The organism is Pseudomonas sp. DE0157 (assembly GCF_007678615.1).
In the GTDB taxonomy this organism is placed as follows: Bacteria; Pseudomonadota; Gammaproteobacteria; order Pseudomonadales; family Pseudomonadaceae; genus Aquipseudomonas; species Aquipseudomonas parafulva_B.
Map to the genome: position 1 here is coordinate 477505 of NZ_VEJN01000002.1, position 18196 is coordinate 495700.

At 58.6% G+C, this 18196-nt stretch carries 14 protein-coding genes; 9 read left to right on the forward strand and 5 right to left on the reverse strand.

Annotation, left to right across the window (positions count from 1 at the left end):
* Window positions 1–448: 448 nt before the first annotated feature.
* From dnaA to gyrB, 4 genes are read left to right on the forward strand one after another with little or no spacing between them, the layout of a single operon-like run.
* Window positions 449–1975 (forward strand): chromosomal replication initiator protein DnaA, encoded by a 1527-nt coding sequence (dnaA, locus tag FS777_RS04955; RefSeq protein WP_058602711.1) that lies wholly within the window; start codon window positions 449–451, stop codon window positions 1973–1975.
* A gap of 40 nt (window positions 1976–2015) precedes the next feature.
* Complete coding sequence (gene dnaN / locus FS777_RS04960; protein ID WP_023532585.1) at window positions 2016–3119, forward strand: DNA polymerase III subunit beta; 1104 nt, start codon at window positions 2016–2018, stop codon at window positions 3117–3119.
* Between the two features lie 14 nt (window positions 3120–3133).
* Entirely contained in the window at window positions 3134–4237 is a 1104-nt protein-coding gene (gene recF / locus FS777_RS04965) for a DNA replication/repair protein RecF (RefSeq protein WP_145254132.1), read from the forward strand.
* Between the two features lie 4 nt (window positions 4238–4241).
* The gene (gyrB, locus tag FS777_RS04970) at window positions 4242–6662 is read left to right on the forward strand and encodes a DNA topoisomerase (ATP-hydrolyzing) subunit B (protein ID WP_027913303.1); all 2421 of its coding nucleotides are present in this window, start codon (window positions 4242–4244) and stop codon (window positions 6660–6662) included.
* A gap of 136 nt (window positions 6663–6798) precedes the next feature.
* Here the strand turns inward: gyrB and FS777_RS04975 are convergent, their stop codons facing one another.
* Both FS777_RS04975 and FS777_RS04980 read right to left on the reverse strand, forming a co-directional pair.
* Window positions 6799–7536 carry an SDR family oxidoreductase gene (locus tag FS777_RS04975; protein WP_145254135.1) on the reverse strand — a complete coding sequence of 246 codons (738 nt, stop codon included), beginning with the start codon at window positions 7534–7536 and terminating at the stop codon, window positions 6799–6801.
* Between the two features lie 175 nt (window positions 7537–7711).
* Entirely contained in the window at window positions 7712–9010 is a 1299-nt protein-coding gene (locus FS777_RS04980) for a sigma-54-dependent Fis family transcriptional regulator (RefSeq protein ID WP_058638769.1), read from the reverse strand.
* A gap of 232 nt (window positions 9011–9242) precedes the next feature.
* Between FS777_RS04980 and FS777_RS04985 the strand changes: the two genes are divergently transcribed.
* Genes FS777_RS04985 through FS777_RS04995 form a run of 3 tightly spaced genes read left to right on the forward strand, consistent with a single transcriptional unit; the run spans window position 9243 to window position 12251 of the window.
* The gene (locus FS777_RS04985) at window positions 9243–10127 is read left to right on the forward strand and encodes an MBL fold metallo-hydrolase (protein ID WP_145254138.1); all 885 of its coding nucleotides are present in this window, start codon (window positions 9243–9245) and stop codon (window positions 10125–10127) included.
* 37 nt (window positions 10128–10164) lie between these two features.
* Window positions 10165–11436 carry an FAD/NAD(P)-binding oxidoreductase gene (locus tag FS777_RS04990; protein ID WP_058638767.1) on the forward strand — a complete coding sequence of 424 codons (1272 nt, stop codon included), beginning with the start codon at window positions 10165–10167 and terminating at the stop codon, window positions 11434–11436.
* Window positions 11433–12251, forward strand: a complete 819-nt coding sequence (locus tag FS777_RS04995; protein WP_372239209.1) for a sulfite exporter TauE/SafE family protein — start codon at window positions 11433–11435, stop codon at window positions 12249–12251. Before FS777_RS04990 ends, FS777_RS04995 begins: the two co-directional genes overlap by 4 nt.
* Here FS777_RS04995 and FS777_RS05000 read toward each other — a convergent pair.
* On the reverse strand, window positions 12240–13127 hold the full coding sequence (locus FS777_RS05000) for a LysR family transcriptional regulator (protein ID WP_027913298.1): 888 nt from the start codon (window positions 13125–13127) through the stop codon (window positions 12240–12242). The two genes, FS777_RS04995 and FS777_RS05000, sit on opposite strands and share 12 nt — an antisense overlap.
* Before the next feature lie 169 nt (window positions 13128–13296).
* On the opposite strand from FS777_RS05000, the gene FS777_RS05005 reads away from it, so the two are divergent.
* Together FS777_RS05005 and FS777_RS05010 are read left to right on the forward strand one after the other, a co-directional pair.
* A complete protein-coding gene (locus FS777_RS05005; RefSeq protein WP_058638766.1) occupies window positions 13297–14943 on the forward strand; it encodes a GMC family oxidoreductase in 1647 nt (548 codons plus the stop codon).
* Between the two features lie 93 nt (window positions 14944–15036).
* Window positions 15037–16656 (forward strand): MFS transporter, encoded by a 1620-nt coding sequence (locus FS777_RS05010; RefSeq protein ID WP_078477756.1) that lies wholly within the window; start codon window positions 15037–15039, stop codon window positions 16654–16656.
* A gap of 180 nt (window positions 16657–16836) precedes the next feature.
* Here FS777_RS05010 and FS777_RS05015 read toward each other — a convergent pair whose 3' ends face one another.
* Window positions 16837–17619: a 1-acyl-sn-glycerol-3-phosphate acyltransferase gene (locus tag FS777_RS05015; protein WP_058638765.1), complete on the reverse strand. Its 783-nt coding sequence runs from the start codon at window positions 17617–17619 to the stop codon at window positions 16837–16839.
* 47 nt (window positions 17620–17666) lie between these two features.
* Complete coding sequence (gmhB, locus tag FS777_RS05020) at window positions 17667–18194, reverse strand: D-glycero-beta-D-manno-heptose 1,7-bisphosphate 7-phosphatase (RefSeq protein ID WP_100850530.1); 528 nt, start codon at window positions 18192–18194, stop codon at window positions 17667–17669.
* Between the last annotated feature and the right edge of the window lie 2 nt (window positions 18195–18196).

Below are 18196 nucleotides of genomic sequence, written 5' to 3' on the forward strand. Positions count from 1 at the left end.
GGACACCTATATGAAGCTCGGCAAGGAAACACTGCTCAACATGAAAAATAAGAAAAACATATAAAAAGCTTCTTTAAAGATCTTAATACTCTTAAGTGGATAACTTTCTGTGGATAACCTTCTGCAGGCCTTGAATTCAGAGATGTACAGCATTTTTAAACCCTGTTTGAAAGCCGTGCTACAGCTGTTGCAGGCTTGAATTTAAGCTGTGCATAAGTATGGATTTTATACACAGGTAGGTTATGCACAGGTCGATTCATGGGGTTGTGCATAGACCTTAGGCCTAGTTATGCACAAGGCTTATGCACAGTGTATGAGTGGTGTTTCGGTCATTTAGTGGCTGGTTTGCCATGAATGCCGACGTGTCTGCATGTGGATAACTGAGCGCGTGCCCAGTACAATGGCCGTTTGTTTCAGCCTTCGTGGCTTTCAAGCTCAGGGGATATCCGTGTCAGTGGAACTTTGGCAGCAGTGCGTGGAGCTTCTGCGCGATGAACTGCCTGCCCAGCAATTCAACACCTGGATCCGTCCGTTACAGGTCGAAGCCGAAGGCGACGAGTTGCGCGTCTATGCGCCTAACCGTTTCGTTCTCGATTGGGTCAATGAAAAGTACCTGGGGCGTTTGCTTGAGCTTTTGGGAGAAAAAGGCACGGGCATAGCCCCCGCGTTGTCGCTGCTTATTGGCAGCCGGCGCAGCTCTGCGCCCCGTGCAGCACCTAATGCCCCGGTAAGCGCGGCTGTTGCAGCCTCCCTGGTTCAAACGACGCCCAAGGCCCCCGCCGTCACGCTGTCCGAGCCTGCTCCAGCGGCGACACTTGACCCCGCGCCTGCAAACGCCAACGATGTGGTCGAGCCTTCTTCGAGGGATAGCTTCGATGCCATGGCCGAACCTGCTCAGGCCCCCACGGGTAGGACGGAGCAGCGCACGGTACAGGTAGAGGGTGCCCTCAAGCACACCAGCTACCTGAACCGCACGTTCACGTTCGACACCTTTGTGGAAGGCAAGTCGAACCAGCTGGCCCGTGCCGCCGCCTGGCAAGTTGCCGACAACCCCAAGCACGGTTACAACCCATTGTTCCTTTATGGCGGTGTGGGCCTGGGTAAAACCCACCTCATGCATGCCGTGGGTAACCACCTGCTTAGAAAAAACCCGAATGCCAAGGTGGTGTACCTGCATTCCGAGCGCTTCGTCGCCGATATGGTCAAGGCACTTCAGCTCAATGCGATCAACGAGTTCAAGCGCTTCTACCGCTCAGTCGATGCGTTGCTCATTGATGACATTCAGTTCTTCGCGCGCAAGGAGCGTTCACAGGAAGAGTTTTTCCACACCTTCAACGCATTGCTTGAAGGTGGCCAGCAGGTGATTCTCACCTCCGATCGGTATCCCAAGGAAATCGAAGGGCTCGAGGAACGCCTTAAATCGCGCTTTGGCTGGGGCCTCACGGTGGCCGTAGAGCCGCCGGAACTGGAAACGCGCGTTGCGATCCTGATGAAGAAGGCCGATCAGGCCAAGGTGGAACTGCCGCACGATGCCGCTTTCTTCATCGCTCAGCGTATTCGGTCGAACGTGCGTGAGCTCGAGGGCGCCCTGAAACGAGTGATTGCTCATTCGCACTTCATGGGGCGCGACATCACCATCGAATTGATCCGCGAATCCCTGAAGGACCTTCTGGCATTGCAAGACAAGCTGGTGAGTGTGGATAACATCCAGCGTACGGTGGCCGAGTACTACAAGATCAAGATCTCTGATCTGTTGTCCAAACGCCGCTCCCGTTCGGTGGCACGTCCACGCCAGGTGGCGATGGCGCTCTCCAAGGAGCTGACCAACCACAGCTTGCCAGAAATCGGCGACATGTTTGGTGGGCGCGACCATACGACTGTGTTGCATGCCTGCCGCAAGATCAATGAACTGAAAGAATCCGACGCGGATATCCGCGAGGACTACAAGAACCTGCTGCGCACGCTGACGACCTGAGGGGCGTCAGCGCAGCCATATGAAGGCAAGGGACAAGACCATGCATTTCACCATTCAACGCGAAGCCTTGCTCAAACCTCTGCAACTGGTGGCAGGTGTCGTCGAGCGCCGGCAGACGTTGCCGGTGCTTTCCAATGTTTTGCTGGTCGTACAAGGCCAGCAACTGTCGCTGACCGGTACCGACCTTGAGGTTGAACTGGTTGGCCGTGTGCAACTGGAAGAACCTGCCGAGCCTGGCGAGATCACTGTCCCAGCCCGCAAGTTGATGGACATTTGCAAAAGCCTGCCCAGCGACGTGCTGATCGACATCAAGCTCGATGAGCAGAAACTGCTGGTCAAGGCCGGGCGTAGCCGCTTCACACTGTCGACATTGCCTGCCAATGATTTCCCGACCGTTGAAGAAGGCCCTGGCTCGCTCACGTGCAATCTGGAGCAGAGCAAACTGCGTCGATTGATCGAGCGCACCAGCTTCGCCATGGCCCAGCAAGACGTCCGTTACTACCTTAACGGTATGCTGCTGGAGGTTTCGCGAAATACCCTGCGCGCCGTTTCCACGGATGGTCATCGCCTGGCCTTGTGCTCGATGAGTGCACCGATCGAACAGGACGACCGCCACCAGGTAATCGTGCCGCGCAAAGGTATTCTTGAGCTTGCTCGCTTGCTGACCGAGCCTGAAGGCATGGTTAGCATCGTGCTTGGCCAGCACCATATCCGCGCAACGACAGGTGAATTCACATTCACTTCCAAGCTCGTCGACGGGAAATTCCCCGACTACGAGCGCGTGCTGCCCAAGGGTGGTGACAAACTGGTAATCGGCGATCGCCAAGCTTTGCGCGAGGCATTCAGCCGCACCGCTATCCTGTCCAACGAAAAGTACCGCGGGATTCGTTTGTTGCTTGCTGCCGGCCAGTTGAAGATCCAAGCCAATAACCCCGAGCAGGAAGAGGCTGAGGAAGAAATCAGCGTCGATTACGACGGCAGCTCGCTTGAGATTGGTTTCAACGTTAGTTATCTGCTGGATGTGCTGGGCGTGATGACTACTGAGCAGGTACGCCTGATTTTGTCAGACTCCAATAGCAGTGCATTGCTGCAGGAGGCAGGCAATGACGACTCTTCGTACGTTGTCATGCCGATGCGGCTGTAAGCAAAGCAGGCCCAATGTCACTTAGGCGTATCATCGTCACCGGGGTGCGAAATCTGCACCCGGTGACGCTCTCCCCCTCCCCGCGTATCAACGTGCTCTATGGCGATAACGGGAGCGGCAAGACAAGTCTTCTCGAAGCCGTTCATTTGCTCGGTCTGGCTCGATCCTTTCGCAGTACGCGCTTGAACCCGGTGATCCAGTATGAGCAAGCGTCTTGTACGGTATTCGGAGAGGTGCTCCTCGCCGAAGGAGGTACCTGCAACCTCGGGGTGTCTCGCGAACGTCAGGGTGATTTCACCATCAGGATCGATGGGCAGAATGCGCGTAGCGCGGCACAACTTGCTGAATTGCTTCCATTGCAGCTCATCAACCCAGATAGCTTTCGGCTACTGGAAGGTGCCCCAAAAATCAGGCGGCAGTTCCTGGATTGGGGTGTGTTCCACGTGGAACCCCGTTTCATGCCTGCGTGGCAGCGCCTGCAGAAGGCCCTCCGGCAGCGGAACTCATGGTTGCGGCATGGTACACTTGACCCAGCTTCGCAAGCCGCTTGGGACCGAGAGTTGTGCTTGGCCAGCGCCGAAATAGATGAGTACCGCCGCGAATATATCAAGGCCCTGAAGCCTGTATTCGAAAAGACCCTGAGCGAGTTGCTTGAACTCGACGGTCTGACCTTGAGCTATTACCGAGGCTGGGACAAAGACCGTGAACTGCAGGATGTGTTGGCTGCTTCTATTCTCCGTGACCAACAGATGGGACACACGCAGGCGGGTCCGCAACGGGCAGATTTGCGACTTCGATTAGCTGCAAACAACGCAGCAGACATCTTGTCCCGTGGCCAACAAAAGCTGGTGGTATGCGCATTGCGGATAGCTCAAGGTCATTTGGTTGGCCAAGCGCGACGCGGCCACTGCATTTATCTCGTGGACGATTTGCCATCGGAGCTCGATGAGCAACATCGCCGTGCACTGTGTCGCTTGCTTGAAGAATTACGCTGCCAGGTATTCATCACCTGTGTAGATCATGAATTATTGAGGGAAGGCTGGCAGACGGAAACGCCGGTTGCTTTGTTCCACGTGGAACAGGGCCGTATCACCCAGACCCACGACCATCGGGAGTGAAGGCATGAGCGAAAATCAGACGTACGACTCCTCCAGCATCAAGGTGCTAAAAGGTTTGGATGCCGTGCGCAAGCGTCCCGGCATGTACATTGGCGACACCGATGATGGTAGCGGCCTGCACCACATGGTATTCGAGGTGGTCGACAACTCCATCGACGAAGCCCTGGCCGGCCATTGCGACGACATCACAGTAATTATCCACCCTGATGAATCCATCAGCGTGCGTGACAACGGCCGTGGCATTCCGGTCGATGTGCATAAAGAAGAAGGCGTGTCGGCAGCAGAAGTCATCATGACGGTGCTGCACGCAGGCGGTAAGTTCGATGACAACTCCTACAAGGTATCCGGTGGATTGCACGGGGTAGGTGTTTCGGTCGTCAACGCATTGTCCGAGCAATTGATACTGACGGTACGTCGCAGCGGCAAGATCTGGGAGCAGACGTATGTCCATGGTGTGCCTCAGGCGCCGATGGCGATCGTTGGCGAGAGCGAGACGACCGGTACTCATATTCACTTCAAGCCGTCCGCTGAGACATTCAAGAATATTCACTTCAGCTGGGACATCCTGGCCAAGCGCATTCGTGAACTGTCTTTCCTGAACTCGGGCGTTGGCATTCTGCTGAAAGACGAGCGAAGTGGTAAGGAAGAGTTCTTCAAATACGAAGGCGGCCTGCGGGCGTTCGTCGAGTACTTGAATACCAACAAGACGCCGGTAAACGCTCAGGTGTTCCACTTTAGCGTGCAGCGTGAAGACGGTGTGGGCGTAGAAGTTGCTCTCCAGTGGAACGACAGCTTCAACGAGAACCTGCTGTGCTTTACCAACAACATCCCGCAGCGTGATGGCGGTACGCACTTGGTAGGCTTCCGTTCTTCGTTAACCCGCAGCCTGAACAGCTACATCGAGCAAGAAGGCCTGGCAAAGAAGAACAAGGTTTCGACCACCGGGGACGACGCCCGTGAAGGCCTGACTGCAATCATTTCGGTCAAGGTGCCCGATCCCAAGTTCAGCTCGCAGACTAAAGACAAGCTGGTTTCGTCGGAAGTGAAAACCGCTGTCGAGCAGGAGATGAACAAGTACTTCTCCGATTTCCTGCTGGAAAACCCGAACGAAGCCAAGGCTGTCGTTGGGAAGATGATCGATGCTGCGCGCGCTCGTGAAGCTGCCCGCAAAGCGCGTGAGATGACCCGCCGTAAGGGTGCACTGGATATCGCGGGCTTGCCAGGCAAGCTGGCTGACTGCCAGGAGAAGGACCCTGCCCTGTCTGAACTCTACCTGGTCGAGGGTGACTCCGCAGGCGGCTCTGCGAAGCAGGGGCGTAACCGTCGGACCCAGGCCATTCTGCCGCTCAAAGGCAAGATCCTGAACGTGGAGAAAGCTCGGTTCGACAAGATGATCTCGTCCCAGGAAGTGGGGACATTGATCACTGCGCTGGGCTGCGGCATTGGTCGGGAAGAGTACAACATCGAAAAACTGCGGTATCACAACATCATCATCATGACCGATGCTGACGTTGACGGTTCGCACATTCGTACGTTGCTGCTGACCTTCTTCTTCCGCCAATTGCCGGAGCTGGTCGAGCGCGGTTACATCTACATCGCCCAGCCACCGCTGTACAAGGTCAAGCGCGGCAAGCAGGAGCAGTACATCAAGGACGATGAGGCCATGGAAGAGTACATGACCCAATCGGCCCTGGAAGACGCCAGCCTGCACCTGGACGAGTCCGCGCCACCGGTATCCGGCGTGCAACTGGAAGCCCTGGTCAACGAGTTCCGCGGTGTGATGAAGACCCTCAAGCGTCTGTCGCGCTTGTACCCGCAGGAGCTAACCGAGCACTTTATCTATCTGCCTGAAGTCACCCTCGAGCAGCTGGGTGATCATGCCGTGATGGAAGCCTGGAAGAACCAGTTGCATGAGCGCCTGAATTCGACCCAGAAATCGGGCCTGGTCTACAAGGCCAGCCTGCGTGAAGACAAGGAACGTAACGTATGGCTGCCTGAGGTGGAAATTACCTCCCACGGGCTTGCCAGTTACATCACGTTCAACCGTGACTTCTTCGGCAGCAACGACTACCGCACCGTAGTCAACGTAGGTGCCAAGCTGTCCAGCCTGTTGGGCGAAGGCGCTTATGTGCAGCGTGGCGAGCGTCGCAAAGCCATCGTCGAGTTCAAGGAGGGCCTGGACTGGTTGATGAACGAGACCACCAAGCGCCATACCATCCAGCGCTATAAAGGGTTGGGCGAGATGAACCCGGATCAGCTGTGGGAAACCACCATGGACCCAACAGTGCGCCGGATGCTGAAGGTCACGATTGAAGATGCAATCGCGGCTGACCAGATCTTCAACACCCTGATGGGTGATGCCGTTGAACCGCGCCGTGACTTCATCGAAAGCAATGCACTGTCGGTTTCCAACCTGGACTTCTGATTAGCCTCGACCGTCACATGACCGGGTAGCTTCGAAATTCGAGTTTAACCGGTCATCATCAAGCCCGCGCCAGCGGGCTTTTTATTTCCCGATCTTTGGGTAGGCAAGCTCACCCCCATCGGCTCAAGGGTAAAGCTCAGAACGGACTTGCCGTGGGTCGCACGATCAGTTCACTGACATCCACCTCTGCCGGTTGCGCAACCGCATACGCTATCGCTTGAGCGATGGCTGAAGCAGGTATTGCGACCTTGCGAAACGCCTGCATCTCCGCTCGGCCGCCTGCATCTGAAATGCTATCGGCCAGCTCCGACTCGGTGACGCCCGGCGCGATCAGCGTCACCCGAATGTCGCCCCCTACTTCCTGACGCAGACCTTCAGAAATCGCACGTACCGCATATTTAGTGGCGCAGTACACTGCAGCCGTCGGGCTAACCGCATAGGCCCCAATGGATGCGATATTGATGATCTGCCCTGCACGCTGTCGCTGCATTACTGGAAGCGCCGCGGCGATGCCATGCAGCACGCCTCGAATGTTCACGTCAATCATCCGGTCCCACTCTTGGACCTTGAGTGCTTCGAGTTTTGAAAGCGGCATGACCCCAGCGTTATTGATGAGGACGTCAATGCGACCGTGCAGCGACATGGCGAAATCAACGAAGGACTGCATGCTGTCCAAGCGCGTGACATCCAGCGCCTGTACATCGGCTGTACCTCCCGCCAAGCGAAGCTCGTTGGCGACCGCATGTAGGCGATCAATGCGACGGGCACCCAGCACTACGCTGGCGCCTTTGCCTGCGAGCAAGCGGGCTGTTGCTTCACCGATACCGCTGCTGGCCCCGGTGATGACGACGACTTTGCCTTGAATACCGTCCATATGTCGCTCCTGCTTCAGCTTGGAAAAGCCACCTTGATGGCAGCGGGTGAACCCAAGATTAGGAGGCATGAGGTAATACGGGTTATGCGATTTCTGCCAATCGCTTGCATGATTCTGCAAGAGCGACGTGCGACGAGGGCGAGCGATGCCCCGGGTTCGGCTTGCGTGCAGGGCGTCAATGTACGTCGGCAATGCCCGCCGCTTTCAAGCGCCGATACAACGTACGTTCGCTGATCCCCAAGTACTTGGCCAGCTCACTGCGCGACCCCTTGAAATGACTGAGCACCTGTATGAGATCTGCCGGGCGACTTGCGTTGGCGCGCACTTCGGCAGGGAGCGACACCACGTCTTCGGGCAAGTGTTCCGGCTCAATGACGCCTTCATCGGCAAACAGACGTGCCCGCTCCAGGATGTTGCGTAGCTCGCGGATGTTCCCCGGAAACGGATACATCCTCAGTTGATCAAGTGCTGCATCACCGAGCGTGGGCGCGCTGGGCCCTGCGATTCTTTTCAGCAGGCTTTGGATCAACAGAGGCAAATCCTCGCTACGCTCGCGCAGTGCAGGCATGCGGATGGGGAAACCACTGATCCGATAGTACAGGTCCTCCCTGAACGTCCCGTCGGCCACCATCTGCCTCAAGGGTTTATGGGTTGCCGACACCAGTCTGAAGTCCGAATGCACGGTGCGCAGGCTACCTACTGGCCGGAAGCTGCCGGTTTCGATCAAGCGCAACAGCTTGACCTGCATGGCCAAGGGCACCTCACCTATCTCGTCCAGGAACAGCGTACCGCCATGGGCAGCTTCCGCCAGGCCGGTCTTGCGCTGGTGCGCACCGGTGAATGCGCCCTTCTCATAACCGAACAGTTCGCTTTCGAAAAGCGCCTCCGTCAGGCTGGTGCAATCGACCACGACCAAGGGCCCATCGGCTCTGGGGCTGCCCATGTGCAATGCGCGCGCGAACAGTTCCTTGCCGGTGCCGGACTCACCCTGGAGCAAGACAGGGATGTCAGCCGGCGCCGCGCGTTGCAAGCTGGCCAATGCCGCCTTGAATGCAGGTGCCTGGCCCACTAGGCCCTGTTCCTGAGGCTGGGCAGATGCGATGACGATACGGGTGAGCCGTTCGACGAAAGCAATCACCCTGCCCTGCTCATCCAGGATCGGCCGAAGTTCGACATCCACATGTTCCGGCCCGCGTGGGGTGTGATGCACATGCAGCACACGCTCGGGCACCTTGCTGGACCAGGCCTTGCGCATCGGGCAGTCCTCGCCGGCCTGGTCGCAGGGAACGTGGTAATGGTGTGAGACCTTGTGACATTTCTGCCCAAGCGGCGCCTGCTGGTCCTGGCCGAACTGACGTCGATAAGCGGCGTTGGCGGCCAGAATGTTGTAGTCGGTGTCCAGCACGATGGCGGGCAGTACGTCGTGCTCCAGGAAAGACACCAAGGCAAGCACGGAAGGGTGAGGTTCGGACATGACGGCACCAGTCGGATAACGAGTTCGAGGGTAGCAAGGACTGCCAGCTGCTGCCATCGACTGACACCTGACTGCCACTGTTCACTGCCAACGAAGCTGCCATTTGCCTGTCACTCCGCCAATTCTGGGCTCCAGGCGAGTATCAGTGGGGTGGCATGCATCTTGATGGGGATAGGTATGGCGCCCTCTGGAAAAATGCAGCCAACGAGGGGGAGCCGAATGGGAGACTTGAATGATCATTGGCAATAACTTTCACGTGGAAGCGTTCTTCGACAGCGCCACCTCAACCATCAGCTACCTGGTCATGGATGGCGAAACGAGTGCTTGCGCCTTGATCGACAGCGTTCTGGATTACGACCCGAAGGCTGGGCGCGTGACCACAGCCTCTGCAGATTGCCTGATCGAACGCGTGAAAGCGCTTGGCGCCCAGGTGCAGTGGATATTGGAAACCCATGTGCATGCAGATCACCTGTCCGCTGCTGCCTACCTTAAAGACAAGCTGGGAGGCCGCATTGCAATCGGCGCTTGCATCACCCAGGTCCAGAAAGTCTTCGGCAGTTTGTTCAACGCTGAACCTGGCTTCGCCCGTGATGGCAGCCAGTTCGACGTCCTGTTCGACGATGGAGACATTTTCCAGATAGGCAATCTGCAGGCTCAAGCCCTGCATACCCCTGGGCATACGCCTGCCTGCATGAGCTACCTCATCGAGCATGAAGGCGAGTCGGCAGTCTTCGTCGGCGACACGCTGTTCATGCCGGACTACGGGACTGCGCGATGCGACTTCCCTGGCGCCGATGCTCGGACCCTGTATCGGTCGATCCACCGCCTCCTGGCCCTTGGAGATGGCACCCGGCTGTTCATGTGCCACGACTACCTGCCCGAAGGGCGCGAGCTGCGGTACATGACCACCGTGGCCGAGCAGCGCACTCAGAACATTCACATCCACCAGGGTATCGACGAAGACAGCTTCGTTGCCATGCGCCAAGCGCGTGATCGAACGCTGGACATGCCTGTCCTGATCCTGCCCGCCGTCCAGGTGAACATGCGCAGCGGCCAGTTCCCAGCGCCTGAAGCCAATGGGGTGCGCTACCTGAAGATTCCCCTCAATTCGCTGTAGTCAGGCACATCCCATAACCAGACAGTCAGGATCAACCATGCCCGCCGTGCCCTCTTCCGTCCCAGCCTTTCATCACCAGATCATCATCATAGGCGCCGGTGCTGCTGGCATTGCGACGGCGTCCAGCCTCCTCAAGCGCGACCGCTCGCTGGACATTGCCCTGATAGACCCCGCCGAGGTCCATTACTACCAACCCGGCTGGACCATGGTCGGTGCTGGGGTCTTCGATGCCCCGAGCACGGCTCGGCCGATGTCGTCCGTCATCCCTCGCGCGGTGCGCTGGATCAAGTCACAGGTGCAAGGGTTCGATGCACATTGTCGCAAGGTCCTGCTGGCAGATGGCAGGGCTTTCACCTATGAACAGCTGGTGGTCTGCCCCGGATTGAAGCTGGATTGGACGGCCATCGATGGGCTGGCCGATACCCTGGGCGAGCATGGCGTCACGTCCAATTACCGCTATGACCTGGCGCCCTATACCTGGGAGTTGGTGCAAGGCCTCAGGCAAGGCCGCGCCGTGTTCTGCCAGCCGCCCATGCCCATCAAATGCGCTGGCGCACCGCAAAAAGCGCTGTACCTTTCGTGCGACCACTGGCTGCGCCAGGGCCGACTGGGCACTGTGCGAGCCAGCTTTTTCAATGCCGGCAATGCCTTGTTCGGGGTGCCGGCCTATGTGCCTGCCTTGATGGCGTATATCGACAAGTACTCGGTAGACCTCAACTTCGGCCATCGGCTGATCGCGGTGGATGGACCGAAGCAGCAGGCTGTGTTCGCCCATACGTTTGCGGATGGCACTCAGCACCTTCGCACCGAGCCGTTCGACATGCTGCATGTGGTACCGCCGCAGGTCGCCCCCGACTTCATTCGTCACAGCTGCCTCGCCGATGGCGCTGGCTGGGTGGATGTGGATCCCGCGACCCTGCGCCATCGTACCTTCGCCCATGTGCACGCCCTTGGGGACGTGATCAATGCCAGCAACGCGAAGACGGCAGCCGCTGCACGCAAGCAAGCGCCGGTGGTGGCCAACAATGTATTGGTGGCCCTGGGCCGACGCACGGGCCTGGCGCACTATGATGGCTACGGGTCCTGCCCACTGACGGTCGAGCGCGGCAAGATCGTGCTGGCCGAGTTTGGCTATGGTGGCGCGCTCAAGCCGAGCTTTCCCCAATGGCTCCTTGACGGCCGCAAACCCACACGGCTGGCCTGGCTGCTCAAAGCTCGCCTGCTACCACCCTTGTACTGGCAAGGCATGCTCAAGGGCCGTGAATGGCTGGCCAAGCCGGTAGCAAGCACGACCGAGGCAGCCCAGTGATCAATCAGGCGTGGCTCAGTACAGGCCTAGGCACGATCATCGGCGCGGTCTTGGCACTGACCGGTGCCGGTGGCGGCATCCTTGCGGTTCCGTTGCTGGTGTTCGGCCTGGGACTTTCGATGGCGCAGGCCGCCCCGATCGGTTTGCTGGCTGTGGGGCTGTCGGCCGCGGTGGGTGCCGGCTTGGGCTTGCGCCAGGGCGTGGTGCGCTACCGTGCGGCCCTGTTCATCGCAGCAGTGGGCATCGTGTTCACGCCCCTGGGGCTGATGCTCGCGCACCGCTTGCCCAACGCACCGCTGCAACTGATGTTTGCGGGCATCCTGATCTACGCGTGCATGCGCACCTGGTTGAAGGCTCGTCAGCAATTGAATGGCGCAGACTCAGGTGCACATCGCTTCATCGAGCCCTGTGTACTCAACCCTCTGCAGGGCCGGTTACGCTGGACGCTTCCGTGCGCTCGGGCGCTTGCCGGCACCGGGGCGCTGTCGGGGTTGCTGTCAGGCCTGCTGGGGGTGGGCGGCGGCTTTGTCATCGTCCCTGCCCTGCGGCGCTACACCAACTTGCGTATAGTCAGCATCGTCTCTACCTCCCTGGCAGTCATCGCGCTAGTCGCCTTGGGCAGTGTCGCTACCGCCACCCTTGCAGGGAGCATGCGCTGGCAGGTGGGTGCGCCATTTGCGCTAGGTGCGGTACTGGGCCTGCTGGTAGCCCGGCCACTGGCGGCAAGGCTGGAGGGCCCCCGCCTGCAACAACTGTTCGCCATCGCAGGCTGGGCCGCAGCGGCGTTGTTGATCAGCAGAGCGCTAGGGGGCTAGCAGCGCATCCTGCTCGGCGGCACACAGGTTCAGCAGGTAATCCCATACCACGCGCAGGCGCACGGATTTATGCAGTTCGCGCCGGGTGCAGATCCAATAACTGCGCTGGATGGTTTCCCCCGGCAGCACCCTAACCAGCGTTGGGTCGTGCCGCGCCATGTAGTTGGGTAGCACGGCGATACCCAGCCCAGCACGCGCCGCCGCTTGCTGGGCAATCACGCTGGTACTGCGAAATACCACGTTCGGCGATCGGCAGAAGCTGTTGAGAAACAGCAGCTCCTGACTGAACAGCAAGTCGTCCACGTAGCCGATCCAACTGTGCCGCGCCAGGTCTTCGCGGTTGCGCAATGGCGCGGCACGCTCCAGGTACGCTGCGCTGGCATAGAGGGCCAGCCGGTAGTCGGTCAGCTTGCGGGTGATCAGCAAGTCTGCACTTGGCCTTTCCAGGTGAATGCTGATTTCCGCTTCACGGTTGAGGATGCTGACGAAACGCGGCACCGCAACCAACTCCACTTCCAGGCCAGGGTAGCGCTCGAACAGCTCATTCATCCGTGGCGTGAAGAACATGATGCCGATCCCCTCCGTGACGCCGAGGCGGATCTTGCCCAGCGGCGTGATGGCCTGGGTGATTTCCTCCTGCGCCAGCAAGGCGGTGTTCTCCATGGCTTCGGCATGTTTGAGCAGTGCCTGACCAGACGGCGTCAGCTCATACCCCTGCGCATGCTGAACGAACAACGCAGTGCCCAGGCTCTGCTCGATACGCTCGATGTGACGCGCAACGGTGCTGTGGGTCGTCTCCAGACGCTTGGCGGCCGTCAACAAGCGCCCGCTGCGTTGCAGCTCCAGGAAAAACCGCAAATCATTCCAATCGAACATGCTGGTCCTTGCATATCTGTATCGAACACCCAGGTGTTAGGTGCCGACGCTCCACGAGGTATCGCTGTGCTTAAACGCACAACGGGTGCGCGAAATCGCGTGTTTCTTCCGCGAAATTACTCACTAAGCTGGTTGGGGACAAGAACAAAAACAGGCCCTGAGGTCCTCTATGTCATCAGTCGATTCTGCCTACGACTATGTGATCGTGGGTGCCGGCCCCGCTGGCTGCTTGCTGGCAAACCGGTTGTCTGCCGACCCGTCATGCCGGGTGCTGCTGCTCGAAGCCGGTGGGCGGGATAACTACCCTTGGATTCACGTGCCAGTGGGCTACCTGTACTGCATCGGTAACCCGCGCACGGACTGGTGCTTCAAGACCGAGGCCCAGCCTGGGCTGCAAGGTCGATCGCTGGGTTACCCTCGTGGCAAGGTCCTGGGCGGGTGCTCTTCGATCAATGGCATGATTTACATGCGTGGCCAGGCAGCTGACTACGATCACTGGGCTAGCCTAGGCAACCGGGGCTGGGCCTGGAAAGACGTGTTGCCGCTGTTCAAGCAAAGCGAAAGCCACCATGGCGGTGCCAGCGAACACCATGGTAGTAGCGGTGAATGGCGTGTAGAGCGCCAACGCTACAGCTGGCCGATCCTCGACGCTTTCCGCGATGCAGCCGAGCAGACGGGTATTACCAAGGTCGATGACTTCAATACGGGTGACAACGAAGGCTGTGGATATTTTCAGGTCAACCAGCGCAGTGGTGTTCGCTGGAACGCATCCAAAGCCTTTTTGCGCCCCATCAAACACCGCCCTAACCTGAGTGTCCTGACCGATGTGCAGGTGGACCAGGTGCTGCTCAGCAACACGCGTGCTCGCGCAGTTAAAGCCTATTGGCAGGGCAGCTGGCACGAGTTCTCGGCGCGACGAGAGATTGTGCTGTGTGCAGGTGCAGTAGGCTCGCCCGGCATCCTGCAACGCTCGGGCATTGGTCCACAGCAGTTGCTGGAGGGCTTGGGTATCGGGGTGCGCCATTCCGTACCGGGTGTGGGTAGCAACCTGCAGGATCACTTGCAACTACGGCTGATCTACCAGATCGGCAACGCACGTACCCTCAACCAGATGGCCAATAGCCTGTGGGGGAAGATGGGCATGGGCCTGCGCTACCTGTACGATCGCAGCGGTCCGCTGGCCATGGCCCCGAGCCAGCTGGGCGCATTCGTGCGTTCAAGCCCCGACCAGGCCACTGCGAACTTGCAGTACCACGTGCAGCCTCTGTCACTGGAGCGTTTTGGCGAGCCGTTGCATCAGTTTCCAGCCTTCACGGCTTCGGTGTGCAATTTGCGGCCACTGAGCCGTGGACGTATCGATATTCGCAGTGCAGACATGCACAGCGCGCCCTTGATCGACCCCAATTACCTCAGCGACCCCCAGGACCTGCGCGTCGCCGCCGACGCCATTCGTCTCACCCGGCGCATTGTGCAGGCCCCTGCCCTTGCCGCCTTTGCGCCCAAGGAATATCTGCCAGGGCCTGCCCTGCAGACCGAAGAACAGCTGCACGAAGCGGCGGGCAAGATAGGCACGACGATCTTCCATCCCGTAGGGACCTGCCGCATGGGCAATGGCCCTATGGATGTGGTCGATGACCAGCTTCGTGTTCATGGCATCCCAGGCCTACGCGTGGCAGACGCATCGATCATGCCCCAGATCACGTCGGGCAATACCTGTTCACCTACCCTGATGATCGCCGAGAAGGCGGCGCAGCTTATTTTGAAAGGAGTAGCCACTACGACCTTCCTCAACCAGGATGCAGTACCAACACCCTGACCGGGTGTGCAATACGACAGCGCGTAGTCGGACGCTGTCGGCAGTGGAACAACAAGAATAATCACTGTGGCCTGCGGGCCGAGGACAGCAACGATGTCGGATTACATCCAAGAGCAGGATGCGGCCGCCAGCCGCCCCAGTCGTCGTGAAGAACGCAAGATCATCTTCGCGTCATCGCTCGGTACGGTTTTCGAGTGGTACGACTTTTTCCTCTACGGCGCCCTGGCTGCCGTGATCAGCAAGCAGTTTTTCGCGGGCGTCAACGACACCACCGCGTTCATTTTTGCACTGATGGCGTTTGCCGCGGGCTTTCTGGTGCGACCGTTTGGCGCGCTGGTGTTCGGCCGCCTGGGGGACATGATCGGGCGCAAGTACACCTTTCTCATCACCATCGTGCTGATGGGACTGTCCACGTTCGCCGTTGGCCTTTTGCCCACCTATGCCAGCATCGGCATCGCAGCGCCGATCATCCTGGTCGTGCTGCGCATGCTGCAAGGCCTGGCGCTGGGCGGTGAGTACGGCGGTGCAGCCACCTACGTGGCCGAACATGCACCACCTGGCAAGCGGGGGTTCCATACTGGGTTCATTCAGTCCACCGCCACCTTGGGTCTGTTGCTGTCATTGCTGGTGGTACTGGGCAGCCGTTACGTGAGTGGTGATCAGTTCGAAACCTGGGGCTGGCGGCTGCCGTTTCTGCTGTCCATCGTGCTGTTGGGGATCTCGACCTGGATTCGGATGAGCATGCACGAGTCACCGGCTTTCGTGAAAATGAAGGCACAGGGCAAGGTCAGCAAGTCGCCAATTCGTGAGTCATTTACGTCTTGGCCAAACCTGAAGGTCGTGCTCACTGCGCTGTTCAGTATCAATGCGGGCCAGGCTGTTACCTTCTATACGGCACAGTTCTACGTGCTGTTTTTCATGACCCAGATGTTGAAGATGGACCCGGCCCAGGCCAACACCCTGCTGATCATCAGCGTGGTGATCGGGGCGCCGTTTTTCGTGTTCTTTGGATGGCTGTCCGATCGGATTGGGCGCAAACCGATATTGATGCTGGGCCTGCTGTTGGCCACGGTGCTCTACTTCCCCTTGTTCAAGGCCCTTAGCTTCTACGCCAACCCGCAGATCGACACCGCCAGCCGCCAGGCACCCATCGTCGTCACCGCTGACCCGAAAGGTTGCACCTTCCAGTTCGACCCTGTGGGCAAAGCCCGCTTCGATAGCCCTTGCGACAAGGTAAAGACCTTCCTGGTCAAGCAGGGCTTACCCTACAACTCGGTAAGCGTTGATGGCAGCGACGTGGTCGTGAGCATCGGCGACAAGACCATCAATGGCTATGACGAAGCGGCCATGCGTGCGGCGGTCGAGCAGGCCGGGTACCCCGCCAAGGCTGATCCGGCCCAAGTCAACAGCGTGATGGTGGTGGTGTTGATTGTGGCCATGATCCTGATCGCCACCATGACCTATGGACCGCTGGCTGCCGTGATGGTCGAGCTGTTCCCTACGCGTATCCGGTACACCTCCATGTCCTTGCCCTATCACATCGGCAATGGCTGGTTCGGCGGTTTCCTGCCCACGGTATCGTTCGCTTTGGTGGTCTACACCGGGGATATTTTCTACGGGTTGTGGTATCCGGTACTGGTCACAGGCATCAGCCTGGTAGTGGGCATCTTCTGTCTCAAAGAGACCAAGGATGTGGACATCGACAAGGTGTGATTCGCTAAACCGCAGCCATAAAAAAACCGGCTCTAAAAGCCGGTTTTTTTATGCCGTGAAAAAACTTATGCACGTTTTTCCAAAAAATCAATAAAGAACAAATATGCAGCAAATTCATAGGCTTAGCTAATTTTCGCAACAGCTAATCCATAATTTGCTCACACGTTATCCACAAGCGGCTCAGGCCTGGGCCTGCGTGCTTTCTTCGACCTGCGCAAGAGAGCCCAGGCCCCGTTGGGTGGCTTCGTTCCAGGCTTGGGCGCGGTCATTGAGTTCGGCGATGGCGCGAGGGCCTGTGCCGTTGGCGTACATGGGTTCGCCGATCACCACTTCGATGGTGCCAGCGTGCTTGCCCCAGCCATTCTTCGGCCAGTACTTGCCGGCATTGTGGGCAATGGGTAATACCGGTAGCCCAGCGTTTACCGCCAGCGCCGTTCCGCCTCGAGAGAACTTGCCCACCGTGCCAAAAGGTACGCGTGTGCCCTCCGGGAAAATCAGGACCCAGGTTTTCTGCTTGAGCAGTTCATCGCCCTTCTTGGCCACCTGGCGCAAGGCTTCCTTGGGGTTGTCGCGGTCGATGGCAATGGGGCGCAGCATGGCCATGGCCCAGCCAAAGAAAGGCACATACAGCAGTTCACGCTTGAGCACTTGGCTGAGCGGCGAGAAATACTGGGACAGGAAAAACGTCTCCCAGGTGCTCTGGTGATTCGACAAGATCACGCAAGGCTCGGCTGGCACGTTTTCAGCGCCGGTAATCTTGTAATCGATGCCTACGATGACGCGTGCCAGGAAAATAGCGCAGCGGCACCAGTACACATTGATGAATCTGTAGCGCTTGGGGAACGACAGAAATGGCGCAACGAAGAAGCTCAGCGAGCACCAGAGCAGCGAACTGGTACCCAGCAGCAGGTAAAAAAGAAAGACTCTGATCGCCTGCAGGATCGACATAGTGGTTCGTACCATTGCGGGACTTGCCCGCTTTTAGAAAAGTGCGCCCAAAGGCGCACCGTTTAGATAAGTGCTCTGGCGATGGCAGCCAGATCGTCATAGATCAGGGTTGAGGCCGGAACGCCCTTCTCCAGGGTGCGTTCGCCTTTGCCTGTCTTTACCAGAACAGGTTGTGCATCGACGGCCAGCGCAGCCTGTAGGTCACTTTGGCTATCGCCCACGAACCAGACGCCCTCAAGGTTTGCCTGGTAATGCTCGGCGATGGCCCGCAACAGGCCCGGCTTGGGCTTGCGGCAGTCGCAGCCTTCATCGGGGCCATGCGGGCAATACACGATATGCCCCACCTCACCGCCCTGCTCGGCCACCAGCATGCGCAAGCGCGCATGCATGGCCTCGAGCGTCGCGATTGGGTAATAACCACGGGCGATACCGGACTGGTTGGTGGCCACGGCCACCGTCCAGCCCGCTTTGCTCAACTGCGCGATCGCCTCGATGGCGCCAGGGATGGGCACCCATTCATCCAGCGACTTGATATAGGCGTCGGAGTCCTGGTTGATGACCCCGTCACGATCGAGAATCAGCAGTTTCAAGG